The 13360-nt window shown below is 40.7% G+C and carries 11 protein-coding genes; 7 read left to right on the top strand and 4 right to left on the bottom strand.

Going from position 1 to position 13360, the window contains the following annotated elements; genetic code table 11:
* Positions 1 to 180 precede the first annotated feature (180 nt).
* Positions 181 to 2502, bottom strand: a complete 2322-nt coding sequence (locus HEQ36_RS04500) for a transglycosylase domain-containing protein (protein ID WP_205748441.1) — start codon at positions 2500 to 2502, stop codon at positions 181 to 183.
* A gap of 727 nt (positions 2503 to 3229) precedes the next feature.
* Here HEQ36_RS04500 and HEQ36_RS04495 point away from each other — a divergent pair.
* Positions 3230 to 5740, top strand: a complete 2511-nt coding sequence (locus tag HEQ36_RS04495; RefSeq protein WP_168635067.1) for a tetratricopeptide repeat protein — start codon at positions 3230 to 3232, stop codon at positions 5738 to 5740.
* Between the two features lie 225 nt (positions 5741 to 5965).
* Entirely contained in the window at positions 5966 to 6262 is a 297-nt protein-coding gene (locus HEQ36_RS04490) for a DnaJ domain-containing protein (protein ID WP_053538025.1), read from the top strand.
* A 130-nt stretch (positions 6263 to 6392) separates the two neighbouring features.
* Here the strand turns inward: HEQ36_RS04490 and HEQ36_RS04485 are convergent, their stop codons facing one another.
* The gene (locus HEQ36_RS04485) at positions 6393 to 6560 is read right to left on the bottom strand and encodes a hypothetical protein (protein WP_168635068.1); all 168 of its coding nucleotides are present in this window, start codon (positions 6558 to 6560) and stop codon (positions 6393 to 6395) included.
* A 13-nt stretch (positions 6561 to 6573) separates the two neighbouring features.
* On the opposite strand from HEQ36_RS04485, the gene HEQ36_RS04480 reads away from it, so the two are divergent.
* The 4 genes from HEQ36_RS04480 (at position 6574) to HEQ36_RS04465 (ending at position 9244) form a co-directional block, all read left to right on the top strand.
* Positions 6574 to 7332 (top strand): nucleotide exchange factor GrpE, encoded by a 759-nt coding sequence (locus HEQ36_RS04480; RefSeq protein WP_168635069.1) that lies wholly within the window; start codon positions 6574 to 6576, stop codon positions 7330 to 7332.
* 113 nt (positions 7333 to 7445) lie between these two features.
* A complete protein-coding gene (locus tag HEQ36_RS04475; protein WP_205748396.1) occupies positions 7446 to 7679 on the top strand; it encodes a hypothetical protein in 234 nt (77 codons plus the stop codon).
* A complete protein-coding gene (locus HEQ36_RS04470) occupies positions 7673 to 7846 on the top strand; it encodes a hypothetical protein (RefSeq protein ID WP_205748397.1) in 174 nt (57 codons plus the stop codon). The genes HEQ36_RS04475 and HEQ36_RS04470 overlap by 7 nt, the downstream gene beginning before the upstream one ends.
* A 27-nt stretch (positions 7847 to 7873) precedes the next feature.
* Positions 7874 to 9244, top strand: a complete 1371-nt coding sequence (locus tag HEQ36_RS04465) for an addiction module component (RefSeq protein ID WP_233455377.1) — start codon at positions 7874 to 7876, stop codon at positions 9242 to 9244.
* A gap of 304 nt (positions 9245 to 9548) precedes the next feature.
* Here HEQ36_RS04465 and cysE read toward each other — a convergent pair whose 3' ends face one another.
* On the bottom strand, positions 9549 to 10301 hold the full coding sequence (cysE, locus tag HEQ36_RS04460) for a serine O-acetyltransferase (RefSeq protein WP_027402645.1): 753 nt from the start codon (positions 10299 to 10301) through the stop codon (positions 9549 to 9551).
* 718 nt (positions 10302 to 11019) lie between these two features.
* Complete coding sequence (locus HEQ36_RS04455) at positions 11020 to 12738, bottom strand: DUF3352 domain-containing protein (protein WP_168635071.1); 1719 nt, start codon at positions 12736 to 12738, stop codon at positions 11020 to 11022.
* Positions 12739 to 12768: 30 nt separating this feature from the next.
* Here HEQ36_RS04455 and HEQ36_RS04450 point away from each other — a divergent pair, with 30 nt between their 5' ends.
* Positions 12769 to 13128, top strand: a complete 360-nt coding sequence (locus HEQ36_RS04450; RefSeq protein WP_053538027.1) for a rhodanese-like domain-containing protein — start codon at positions 12769 to 12771, stop codon at positions 13126 to 13128.
* The last annotated feature ends 232 nt before the right edge of the window (positions 13129 to 13360 follow it).

Here is a 13360-nt window from a genome sequence, read left to right as displayed (position 1 = left end):
GAGTAGGGGGAGTAGGGGGAGTAGGGGGAGTAGGGGGAGTAGGGGAGAAATTTCTTTCTTCTTTCTTCTTTCTTCTTTCTTCTTTCTTCTTTCTCCTGAACTCCTGAACTCCTGAACTCCTGAACTCCTGAACTCCTGACTGGGCGCAGGCCTTGCGCCCCTACCTCCTGACTCCTGATTTTAATTATTTCCTGAAGAATCGGGTTTAAGTCTTTCTCTCCAGGAAGGTTGTGATGATGAAGATCCTCCAGGACTCTTGTTTTCTGAAGATGATCTAGACGGTGCTGATTCTTGACTGCGGCTGCGTCGTGAACGAGGTGATTGGGAAGGGGAATCGCCATTGGATTCTTGACTGCGTCTGCGGCGGCGACGGGTAGAATAAGATGTATCATTATTCTCTTGACTATAGCGTCGTCTTCGTCTTGGCCGATTTTCTTCTGAATTTGATGAATCGTCTGATTGATTATATGTTCTTCTGCTTCTGCTTCTGCGTCTAGTTGAGGAATCAGAATTATCGGTATTGTCTTCTTCTGATTTTTGATTATCCTCATCAACCGACTTATAGATAAGTTTTCTCGGTTTGAGAGGTTGGGCTTTGATAGTACCTTTACGATTTTCTAAATTAGGTCGTGGGGGAAACTTTTCTACAGGCATTCCCTTGAGAGCTTCTGCCATAAATTCATGCCAAGCATAAGCTGCACTACCACTATTACCATAGGTAGGGGTGTTATCATCATTCCCTAACCACACCCCAGCCACTAACTGAGGAATATAACCAATAAACCATAAATCACGGGATTCATCAGTAGTACCTGTTTTGCCGGCAACTTGTCTATCATCTAATTGAGCCGCAGCACCAGTACCATCGGTGACAACATTTCTTAACATCCAGGTCATGATGGCACTGCTATCAGCATCTAGAACTTGTTTGGGTTTATATTTAGCTGACCAAATGACATCTCCTTCGCGGTTGAGGATGCGACGAATGCCATGAGATTCTACATAATTGCCTTGATTGGCGAATGTACCATAGGCGTTGGTCAATTCTAATAAGTTGACTTCATTAGAACCAAGCGCCAAGGAATAGTTAGGTTTGAGTTCTGACTTAATTCCCATGTCATGGGCCAGTTTAATGGTGGGTTCAAAACCTATTTCTATTAAGACTTTTACCGCAATTGTATTGATGGATTTGGTGAGCGCGTCTCTGATGTTCAACCAACCGGAGAACTTGTTATGGGAGTTCTTTGGCTCATAACCATCTATTGATAAGGGTTCATCTAAATAACTATCATAGGGACTTTTACCAGTAGCGATCGCTGTAGCATAGACGAAACCCTTAAAGGTTGATCCTGGTTGTCGTTGGGCTTGGGTTACACGATTAAACTGGTTTTTACCAAAGTCTTTACCGCCGACCATTGCCTGAATTTCGCCACTCCCAGGCTCTATGGCCACCATAGCCGCTTGTTTAAAGTTTTGCCACCGTCCCTCATTTTTTAATATCTTGCCTACTGCGGCTTCTGCGGCTTTTTGCGAAGTTGGGTTTAAGGTTGTTTCTACTATTAAACCACCACTAGCCAAAACATCAGCGGCAACGTACTTTGGCAATTCCTTGTGAACGTAGGTTGTAAAGTAGGGAAAATCAACTTGTAACCGTTTAGGTAAACTGCTGTTAACTATTAATGCTTCCTCAGTCGCGGCTTGTTTTTGGGCGGGTGTAATGATGCCATCTTCCAGCATCCGCTGTAATACCAGATTACGCCGTTCTGTAGCTGTTTTCGGGTTTTTGTCGGGGGCGTAGACGTTAGGTGCAGGAGCTAAACCCGCCAAGGTAGCCATTTCTGATAAAGTCAGTTGATCTACGGATTTACTGAAGTATACCCAAGCGGCATCTCCCACGCCATAAGCCCCAGAACCTAAGTATACGAGATTGAGATAACGTTCGAGAATTTGGTCTTTAGTCAATTCTCGCTCTATTTTTTGGGATAGTCGGACTTCTTTAAGTTTACGCCAGAAGGTTTTTTCTGGTTTGAGGAAGAGAATTCGCGCTACCTGTTGAGTGATGGTACTACCACCTTCTACCACATTTTGCGATCGCAAGTTATTGATAACTGCTCTGGCAATTCCCTGGAGATCAAATCCATTGTGTTGATTAAATCTTCTATCTTCTGAAGCAATAAAAGCTTTCTTTAAAGTATCTGGTATTTGCTCTATTTTCAGTTGCTCTCTTGTAGCTTCTCCCTGCTGTTGTAGCACACTACCATCAGCAGCTTTAATCGTCAGTGTTTGCTCTCGTACCAATGCTCTGAGTGCGGACTGATCTGGTAAATTTTTATCTATTTCTAAGATTGTGTAATGGAAAGCAATGATCCCACTACTAACACCTAATCCTGCCCAAAACCAAAAACGACGATAAAAAGGTTTATCGCTGCTGGCTATTCTGGTCAAGATTCCAGATGATACCGTTGTCACCTGAGTTATTAACTGCTTTGCATTCACCTGCATTTTCGGTAGTAATTTTTCATTTGTGGACTTGTGATTTTGTTGATGATTACTCAATGGCAATAGCAGTTTCTCCTGTTTGGTTTGAGTGCAATATATTGGTGTTAATATAATATCCCATATAATGCCCCATAAAATATTAACTTAATTCAGTGTGAATATATGTTTTCTGCAAAGCCATATTATTGGTATTAATATTATTAATGACAATTAATTCATGCAATTATCGCATGAGAAAAGTCTGATAAGTGGTAAAAAATTTCTCTCAGTATATGCTGTAAACAAACTTTGCAGATACTCTCTGAATGGAAAATGTTAAGTAGGTTGGTGTTGAAAATTGTCGTTATGGCAAGGCAAAAGGCACTCATGCAAGAGGCAAGAGTGAAGAGGGTTTGGGCGATTTGACATTTCTTTACACAGTTTGGTTTTATTGTGTTCACCTACTTAGGCTCTTACGTACTTATTATCCTAAGTTACCAGTCGGTAATAGGGAACTCCTAACGGGGAACTCTTAACAGGGCAAAGAGCCAAAATTTTGCCATAATATTCAAAAATATCGCTTATGAGATTTCTTTGTTCAGATTTTGCATATTATGTACTCAAGAGCCAAATGTTACAAATCCCTGTAACATTAATGCGAACTGCCTACTAATATAGAAATTAAGAAAGTAGTTGGAGCCACCCTTAACTATAAGGGTAAAAATCAAACAACAATTAGGAAGAAAGCCCAGTGGCTAAACATCAGTCTAAACAGCACTCACAACCACAGGTCTCTAGTACAGAGACAAAAGTTGCGGAAAACTCCTTCCAGAAGCAACTGCAAGAATTGCTGAACCAAAAAAAATATCGGCAAGCATTAGAAGAAATCAAGAAAAATCAGCGATTACACCCTAATATTGAATTTACACCCCCAGAATCAGAAATTTGGTTGCTACGGGGTCAGCAAGAATTTCAGAAACAAGATTTTAAACAGGCAGAAAAATCCTTTGCTCGCGCTCTAGAATTCGGTTTGGTGGGAGAAGTTCATTACTGGCAAGCTAAATGTTTATTGGAATTGAAGCAATTAGATGCGGCATTAAAATTACTCAGAAATGCTTTTGAGGCAGGTACTCTACCGAAAGACTACAGCATCTCTTACCTAAAACTCTTGTTCCTCAAAGGAGATACCGCTACAGTTGAGCAATTAATTCAGGAACAATCTAAACGCTTTAGTGCTAATCAACTCCACTGGGTACGAGGTGTTCTGGCACTAAAAAAGGGAGAATCAGAAACAGCTTTGACATCTTTTCAGAAAATTAAGCGAGCCGTCACCAATGGAGATTTGCCCATAGCTTGGATCGTTTATACTCAACAAGTCATAGGTAATTGGGATGCTGCGGCTAATCTTTTGGGGTTGAAATCACTTTCATATGGTCAACCAAAGTATTTAGAGTATCCAATTTTAGAGCGATTGGCAATTTTTCAACAGGGAAAAACAGTACAAGAACCCCTCAAATCTCTAAATCCACGAACAACAGGAGATAAAAATAGCCAACAGGCATTACCGATATTGCGAATGTTGCAACTGATTGACCAAGGTAATCACCATGATGCCGCCCATCTGCTATTGAAGATGGAGCGACGTTCCCCACGCTTTCCAGAACTAGAAAGTCTCCGTCCACTGCTGCTTACCCTAGCCGGACAACAAGCACTGAATCAAGGAGAACCAAGTTGTGCTGAACTATTCTGGCAGCCTTTGTTGACAGAGCAACCCTTTAACCCCCAATTGGCAATCAATCTCTTAGAGGTTTTAGATGCTAATAATCACGATCAAGAACGTTCACGCCTGTTGACACGGTTTTTGAAGTGGTTAGAACAGGAAGCAAAACGAAACCCTCAAGAATGGCCTGCACAAAGATTGAAACTGACCCAAGCACATCTCCACTGCTGGATGGCAGATGCTTACATAGCAATAGATCGTGATCGGGCCGCTTTGGGATCTGTGCAACAAGCAGAACGAATCTGTCCGACATCGCCAGAAGTGCGGGGACGCAAGGGATTAATTGAGGCAGGAGGCGAAAATTATGATGAAGCGATCGCACTACTTACCCAAGCATTAGAAAATGGATGTCGGTATGGAGAAGTTTATCAGACGCTGCTGCACTGTTGGAAGAAACTAGATCACAAACAGGCATTCAATGAAGCTAGGCGCAAATTTGGTAAGCATTTTGGCGACTTGAATCTTGAACCTGAAGTAGAAACATTGCCTTGGATAGATGCGCTCTCTACGTTAAGTTATCCCTTATTTAGCCGTTTTGTGAAGACAGAAGATCCCACAGATCCGCCTATCCGTGCCTGTCAAATATTCGTGAATGCAGTCCAAAGTCCGCCCAATTCCGGAGGTCGGGTGTCATTAGACCAAAAAGCCGCAGCCCAAGTATGGGACAATCTCCTCCAAAGATTAGCAGGTGAAGAACAAATTTCCGTATTGCAAGCGATCGCTCTTTCTATTCAACTCTTCGCTAAACGGGAAAAAGGCATCGCCGCTTTAATAAGTCAGTATCAGCAAAAGTTAATCAACCTATCCATAGAATACCCAGAAGCTAGAGTTGCCAATTTAGTTATCTTAGCCGTCAAAGAAAATGGTTCCAAAAAACTAGAAATTCCCGTGCGTTCTTACCTCGACACCATGCCCCAACCGGGCAATGCTGTGGCAAATATTCAACTTCAAGCCCGCCGTTTTGGTGAAATTACAACCCTTGTGCCGTTCTTAGATGAAGCACTCCGTCGAGAACCACAAAACCCTTTATTGCTATTAGCTAGAGCCACTACCTACCACGTTGATCACCCAAACTATGAACAATTAAAACAACAGGGATTTGAATTAGCCCGTCGCCTACAAGATGCCAAAGCCTTACAAGCATTTCGAGAAGAACAGGCATTTGTTAATGATAGAGAAACTCAGAGCGCTATGCCAGATGCAGATGAATTTGACAATCTCGATATGTCAGATATGAATGACTTATTAGAAGGGATGATTAAAAAATTATTTGGCAATAAAATGTCTCCAGCGGAGTTTGAACGGATGCTTCCAGAACTCAAAAAAATGATGTTAAACAATATGCCTGATTTCTCAGATGATGATGATGAAGATGAAGAAGACGAAGAAGATGGAATAGATTTAGACTTTATCTTTAGAAATTCATCTCCATCTAAAAAACGCAAGGGTAGAAAAAAAGCGGGTTTTCAGGAATTGTTGTAAAAGTAAAATATCAAGAGTAATGAACCGCATATAAACACAGATAAGTAGGTGAACACAATAAAACCAAACTGTGTAAAGAAATGTAAAATCGCCTAAACCCTCTTCACTCTTGCCTTTTGCCTCTTGCCTTTTGCCTTGCCATAACGACAATTTTCAACGCCAACCTACTTAAACACAGATGAAGACTGATAGTTTAATTGATGTCATCTTAATGGGAAATTATTTATGGCTGACTACTACGAACGTTTAGGAATTTCACCAGGAGCAACCAGCGCCCAAATTAAAGCGGCTTATCATGCCAAATTACGTGAATTCCCCGCGCATACTTATCCAGAAGAGTTTAAGGCAATTCGAGGAGCTTACGAGGCACTTCGCAAAGGAGAGACAAGTCAATCGGAGGAGTTCTTGAAATTGCGTCCCCTAGAAGCAGAATTGAATCCAGAGATATTAAAACAGTTGCGAGAAAAAGCCCTGGCGCAACTAGAAGTTAGCTTAGATGATCTAATTCGTGCCACATTTTAAATAATTCATATAACAGGGAACAGGGAACAGGGAACAGGGAACAGGGAACAGGGGACAGGGAACAGGGAACAGGGAACAGGGAACAGGGAACAGGGAACAGGGAACAGGGAACAGGTAGGAAGAGAGATTTTTACCAATGACCAATGACCAATGACCAATTACCAATGACCAATGACCAATGACCAATGACCAATGACCAATGACCAATGACCAATGACCAATGACCAATGACCAATGACCAATGACCAATGACCAATGACCAATGACCAATGACCAATGACCAATGACCAATTACCAATTACCGATTACCAATGACAACTGACAAAGAAGCTTTATTTGCCAATTTTCTAGATTATTTACAATCAGAACAACTACCCCCTGAATATTTAGGTGAACCACCATCATCTGCTCATGCCTTTGATCCTTATCAAATGGTGTCCGAGTGGACTGCTCTCCGCCATGAAGTTAAGCAACAGGGTAAATTATTGCATTCTACCCAAGATGCTCTGGTACAAGCATTGGCGGTAATTCGGACAGAGCAAGAACAGATGCCAATACGTTTGGAAGAAATTCAAAAACAGGCATCGGGAAAATTTGAACAGCAGCAGGAGAAACTCCTCAAAGATTTGCTGGGTATTGTGGATGCTTTAGATCAGGCTTGTACTTACTGGCAAGAAGAACTAGAAGCATTATCTACTACCTCAAACTCAAAACCACTAATAAAAAAAGGCTTCTGGGAAAAGTTATTAGATTGGATTAATGGTAATTATACTGAATTCAGTGAGCCGGAAAAATTACCAATGTCAGAATCATTAACGGAAATTTTCACCAGCAATCAACAGGGAGTGGAGTTAATTAGGCGATCGCTTTTAGAAATACTCAAACAACGCCGTATTGTTCCTATTGTCGCCCAGGGTAAACCTTTTGACTCCCAGACAATGTATGCTGTAGGACGTAAATCAAGGGCAGATGTCGTAGAAAATACGGTGATTCAGGAAGTAATCCGGGGTTATTTATGGGGCGATAGAGTCTTAAGAGAAGCACAGGTGATTGTAGCAACACAAAAATAGAGGAGTAACCGGTTAAGCGATCGCCTTTAGGGGATAGATTGTTAATGCGATCGCCAAACTCTCTAATCTCAAAATAACGTAGTATACTGGGGTTAATCGTATTTAACCGAAAGATGAAATACCTAACCCCAGAACAAGTTTACAAACAATTTGGCTATCACCCTAAGACAACGGCAGAATGGGCTGACTTAGGGAAAATAGAATGTATTTCCCTGGGGGACATCGGAGATATCCAGAGTCAGCATTCATCAAAACAGTCTCAATGGATAAGGATAGGTTATGCAGATTTGGTTTTGAGTTTGTTGAGTGGTTTTGCAATCTTCACGGCTGCAAAATTGTCGTGGTGAACAATGCCAAGCTATCGCCGCACGAAGAGTTGATGCAGGATTTTATGGCTATCATGCACTGCTTTTCCTCCAAACTTTACTTTCTTCGGGCTTACAAGAAAAAGATAGCCGAAGAGCAAAATATTCATGAAACAAATAGTAGTCAATACGAGTCAATGGGTGTATAGTAGTAAAAGACGTAGCCAACCAAGTCCATGAAACTCAAAGCAAAGAATCAGTTAACCGTTACGAGAATCGCTATTTTAGGGACTGAAAAACTAAATAATTGGAAATCTAACGAACTTGATTTAATCGCTTTGAGTTTAGGTAAACTACGCTCTGACTTGTGGAATGAGTTCGGGTCGTTAAAGGCTTGGGGCGTTTCTAAATTTGAGATTGACAAACAGCTACGCACCTTAAAAGACAAATACAAATTACCTGCTAAGTTATGGGAAGCAACTCTCTATGACGTAATTGATGATATTCACTTGGTTCAGGCTGCTTGTGTCGAAAAGGTGATGAAATCTTTGGGTCAATCGTTCCAGTCGTTCCCGGCTAAAAAAGGAGTTTTGCAACTTACCTTAGAAAGTCGGGAATGGTTGGAACATCCCAAACTTTGCACCTTAGTTAGAAAGTTTTGGTATCGAGGACACACGAAAGTTTGTAACCAAATTATTGTAAAGGCTTATGATACTAAAACAGATGATAAAGGGGTGGTGTGGTTGCGTTTTGGAGGTTTAACTCCATGTAAAACTCTCAAACTACCAACGACTTTACCAACAGAAATAAAGTGTCAAATAAGGCTAATTAAGCGTAATGGCAGATGGGAAATTCATTACACAACTGATATCCAAAAAGCTGAAAAAAAGACCGATGGTAAAATAATTGGATGTGATAGAGGTTACACCGAAGTTTATGCCACATCTTCTAATGATGGTGCTAGATTTTTAGGTAATGATTTTGGTAAAATCCAAACTCAAGAAACCGATTACAGAACAGCGAAACAAGTAAAACGTAATAAAATCAGGTCAGTTTTTAACAAGTCTACAGCTAAAGGAAACAGTGCCAAGGCTGATAGAATTAAACGAAATAATCTTGGTAAAATCAAGTGGGACAATCGGGAAAGATCCTTTAAAGGTAGGATTCAAACAATCGTTTTTACAGCTACGCATGACTTGATGACAGATGCGATCAAGGTAGCTTTTGAAGATTTGACGGAAGCACTAAAAGGCAAAAAGCCCATGAGAAAGCGTATGAAGAGAAATGTTTCTTCATGGTGCAAGGGGATAGTTGCGGATGCCCTCAAACAAGTTTCAACCCGTGTAGGTTGCACGGTTGTTAGTGTGAATTGTGCGTATACGTCACAACTTGACTCCAGATTTAGTACCTTAACGGGTAGTAGAAATGGTGACAAGTTTACCGGACATGATGGGGTCGTGATGCACTCAGATACTAACGCTGCTGACAACGTTCTAGCAAGAATGAGTGACGTTGAAATCACTCGTTATATGAAACATTCCGATGTAAAAGTAATCTTGCTAGAACGAACTCAGAAGTTTCACCGATTCCCTAATAGTGGAAACTGAAGCGGAAACGGGCATGGATAAGCCCCAGACTCTAGAACCTAAAAGCAAACTTACGAGTAAGGTCAATCAGAGAGCGAATTATCAGCAATTGACGTTGTTTGACCTTGTTTAACTACGTTATTTGTGTATCCCTAACTCCTCTGCCCCCCTGCCTCTCTTCTCCCCCTGCTTGCCTTCACCCGTCATTTTCGGGTTGACAGACTACTAGTACAAAACGGCGTAAATAAACCAACCATTCTAAATCCTCCAAAAGCCTATGCTGTCTTCATTTTGACTTTTGACTTTTGACTTCCGCCTTGCGGTACTAGATTCCTGCACCATCAAAGAATTCTTGAATCTGTTTATCTCTGATATTACAAAAATTGTGTTCTTTTGGTAATTCATCTTCTGGAAGGAATTTACCAACTAAAACCGGAGTTTTTGCGGGAGTTTGCAAAGCTTGAATTTGTTCTTCTAACGCTTCAATGCGGTCAACTAAGGTGCGAATTACTTGGGCTTCTGAATCTGGTAAATTGCTGTGTTCTAATGGTGCAACCCGGACTCCAGAACGATAAATAATCCGTCCAGGGACACCGACAACGGTACAACTAGATGGTACGTCTCTCAATACCACTGAACCGGCACCAATGCGGACATTATCACCAATTTCAATATTTCCTAAAACCTTTGCACCTGCACCAACCACGACATTTTCCCCTAATGTGGGGTGACGTTTACCGCTTTCTTTACCTGTTCCCCCCAATGTAACACCTTGATAAATCAGCGCGTAGTTGCCGATAATTGCTGTTTCCCCAATTACTACTCCCATTCCGTGATCAATAAATACGCCTTTACCAATTGTAGCCCCTGGATGAATTTCTACACCTGTTAAAAACCGGGCAATGTGAGAAATCAAGCGGGGGAAAAAGGGAAGACCAAGACGACGCAACCAGTGTGCAAAGCGGTGAAACACTAGGGCTTGCAAACCTGGATAACAAAACAAAACCTCCAACCAATTCCGGGCTGCGGGGTCACGTTCAAAGATGATGCGAAAATCGGCACGGAGTCTAGAGAACATTGAGATAGTACCCTTGATAGCACAACAAGCTACTCTCCCATATTATCGTGACTTGGTAATTAAGTAGGTTGGCGTTGAAAATTGTCGTTATGGCAAGGCAAAAGGCAAGAGGCAAGAGGCAAGAGTGAAGAGGGTTTGGGCGATTTTACGTTTCTTTATACAGTTTGGTTTTATTGTGTTCACCTACTTAGGGTTTGCTGAATAAGTTTTCTATTAGACTTCCCCGGTAAAGATTGTAGAGACGTTCCATGGAACGTCTCTACAAGGGTTTCAAACGACGCACATTTAATTTTCGGAGATGTCTATTGAAGGGAGGCGACAGCAGATCCCCCTAAATCCCCCTTGGAAAGGGGGACTTTGAGGAATTTAGCCCCCTTTTGTAAGGGGGGTTGGGGGGATCTCGATTAACTCTGATACTTTTCAAACATCCTCTCAAAAACCTTGCACCTATTTTGAGACACCATTAGCCAAAACCTGGCACTTTTTTGTGGTAAAAATCCGCGAAACCCTTTGTTATTAGATGGTTTTAGGTTTATATGGCTAACGCCACGCTACGCTATCAGCAAGCCCTAATTAGGGCTTGCTGATTGGTCATAAAATCCTTATTTTCATAAGAATTACGCAAAATATCGCTCAACCCAACCTATATTTTCTTAACTGAACTGTATTGCTATTCATCCTGTTTATCCTTAATCGGTGGATATCCTGATTCTGACATTTAATGCAGTTGCCAGAATACTCCGCCTTTAAGTGTTCCTGGTTCGCTGCTATAACTGCTAACTGTCAGGGATTTTAAATTATCAAAAAGTGGCTTACCTAACACTTCTGCAAGTTTAAGCAAAGGTAGTTGACGTTTGAGAATATCTTGACTATTTTCCCAGTCTAAATAAATATACCCTTGGTTGGGTTGGGGAATTGTCGCAATACTGTTTTGAAATTGGGGATTTTCTAGGAGAGATTTTTGCTTTTGACTCAAAACAGTTTTCAGGGTTTTTAAGTCGGAACTGAAAATTTCATAATTATCTAAGGTTGTATGCACTCCTTTAACTTTCGTGTCAACATTAATAGGTGTGTTATTTTTACTTGTGGCTGTAATTTTTGTCCAAGCTGATATTTTTTGTTGATCTAAAGTTAGGGAACTAACATTAAAGCCACTTCTACTGGCAATATTATTTAAATGTGTGATTCCTGCTGCTAACTCTGGGGTTTTTTCGCTGACAAATAACCAATTAAGGGTTGTATTTTCCGAATTGGGTAATAAAGCTAAAGCGTATTCTCCCGTTACCCAATTGAAAATATCTGCGCTAAAGTTTAAATTCCAATTGTCTTGGATTGTTGCTAGGGGCTGTAGTAATCGAGCCGTACCATCTTTACTAGAACCGTAAATGCTTGCTGTCACTTGCTTCCACAGTTTTGCTACATCGCTATTATCTAATTTACTCAAATTTGTGCCGGCGATCGCTAAAGCTGTTGATTCTGGAATATACTGTAATGCTCCCACAGGTTGAGATAGTGGTAAATATGAAGGTAAAATCTGGGAATTTGTGAAAAATGTACTTTCTGTGAGCAACCCTTGGGAGTTGAGAACGAAAGATAGAATTTGGCTATTATAAGTTGATTCTGCTAATTCTAACCCTTGCCATTTACCAACTTCCGGTAAATTTAAGAAAGTTATAGCTACAGCATTTTTAGAGATTTTTTGAGTAGCTTTTTGATATTCTAGAGAACTAATTAAGTTTAAATCTGGAGCTTGTAAATTATTAATTGCTTCCTTGATCACTTGAGGATGATTAGCCAGTAAAACAAAATTATTAACAACTGCACCAGCTAAATTATTTTGGATATTGGATATTGGATTTTGGATATTTACGCCTGATGAATATTCGGTATTATCATAAATAACCTTGACACCTTTGTAACGTTCAATTCCTAAATTAGTCCCACTAAAAGCCCGTTTAGAAAATAACAACTCCAAAAAATCACGGCTTTTCCCTGGTTTTGCAGTGGCAAGTGCCATTAAATACCCAGTCTGTAGTCCGTTCTCTGGATCACGGTCTATATCTATGGTAGTTACAGCTAGGGTAATTTCATCACCCAACCAGGGTTTAATATCATCTTGATAATCTATATTACTTTTTGCCAGTAGACGATTTTTGAGTTGAGAAAATTCTCCTTTTGGTGCTATTTTCTGTAACCCGTCGGGATTGATCAATAATGAAACCATTGCTGGTGAGGACTTGGAGACAAATATAGCCGCAGCGGGTTGAGAGTTGCGAACTACAAGACTAACTGGACTTTTTTCCGAAAACCAGGAGAATTTAGCTAAACAAACTAGTATAAGCGTAATTATGCCAGCTATAAGGAAACCAAGTTTAATATTTTTTGTTAAGTGTTGACTGTTCACATTCTTTATATTTTCTAGCTTTTCTGCAAACATGAATAGTATAGGATTTTTTAGAAAAACTGCATGACAAATACATCATTTGATCAACCCTTTTCCGAAATTACTGTTGAGGAACTAGCCAAACGGCTTGAAAATCATGAAGAACCCCTTCAGTTAATAGATGTGCGTGAACCCCAGGAAATTGCCATATCACGGCTAGATGGTTTTGTCAATCTTCCTTTAAGTGAATATGAGCAATGGAATCAACAAGTCCCTGTTCGCTTTGATGTCCACGCAGAAACTCTGGTTCTCTGTCATCATGGTATGCGTTCCGCTCAGATGTGCCAGTGGTTAGTTACTCAAGGATTCACAAATGTTAAAAATATTACGGGTGGCATTTCCGCTTATTCGATTTTAGTTGATCCTTCTGTGCCGCAATATTAGGGAACAGTAGGGGCGCAGGCCCTGCGCCCAGAATTCAGAAGGAATCAACAAGATATTTCATCATCGTATCCCTTCTCCGTAGGGGCGCAGGGCCTGCGCCCAGAATTCAGAAGGAATCAACAAGATATTTCCACCCCTACCCTCTACTGGCGCGGTCAAAATTTTGATCAATAGAAAATAATATTTTGTGACTAAAACCACAACTTAGGTTGATAGACTATGAGATAATACT

This window comes from Anabaena sp. 54, from assembly GCF_017355725.1.
Taxonomy (GTDB): domain Bacteria; phylum Cyanobacteriota; class Cyanobacteriia; order Cyanobacteriales; family Nostocaceae; genus Dolichospermum; species Dolichospermum heterosporum.
This window is presented reverse-complemented; position numbering and strand designations above follow the sequence as displayed.

What these genes read in the sequence shown, in the direction of transcription:
- HEQ36_RS04500 (WP_205748441.1), bottom strand. Translation starts at nt 2,502, where the DNA reads ATGCAGGTGAATGCAAAGCAGTTAATAACTCAGGTGACAACGGTATCA.
- HEQ36_RS04490 (WP_053538025.1), top strand. Translation starts at nt 5,966, where the DNA reads ATGGCTGACTACTACGAACGTTTAGGAATTTCACCAGGAGCAACCAGC.
- HEQ36_RS04480 (WP_168635069.1), top strand. Translation starts at nt 6,574, where the DNA reads ATGACAACTGACAAAGAAGCTTTATTTGCCAATTTTCTAGATTATTTA.
- HEQ36_RS04475 (WP_205748396.1), top strand. Translation starts at nt 7,446, where the DNA reads ATGAAATACCTAACCCCAGAACAAGTTTACAAACAATTTGGCTATCAC.
- HEQ36_RS04465 (WP_233455377.1), top strand. Translation starts at nt 7,874, where the DNA reads ATGAAACTCAAAGCAAAGAATCAGTTAACCGTTACGAGAATCGCTATT.
- cysE (WP_027402645.1), bottom strand. Translation starts at nt 10,301, where the DNA reads ATGTTCTCTAGACTCCGTGCCGATTTTCGCATCATCTTTGAACGTGAC.
- HEQ36_RS04455 (WP_168635071.1), bottom strand. Translation starts at nt 12,738, where the DNA reads ATGTTTGCAGAAAAGCTAGAAAATATAAAGAATGTGAACAGTCAACAC.
- HEQ36_RS04450 (WP_053538027.1), top strand. Translation starts at nt 12,769, where the DNA reads ATGACAAATACATCATTTGATCAACCCTTTTCCGAAATTACTGTTGAG.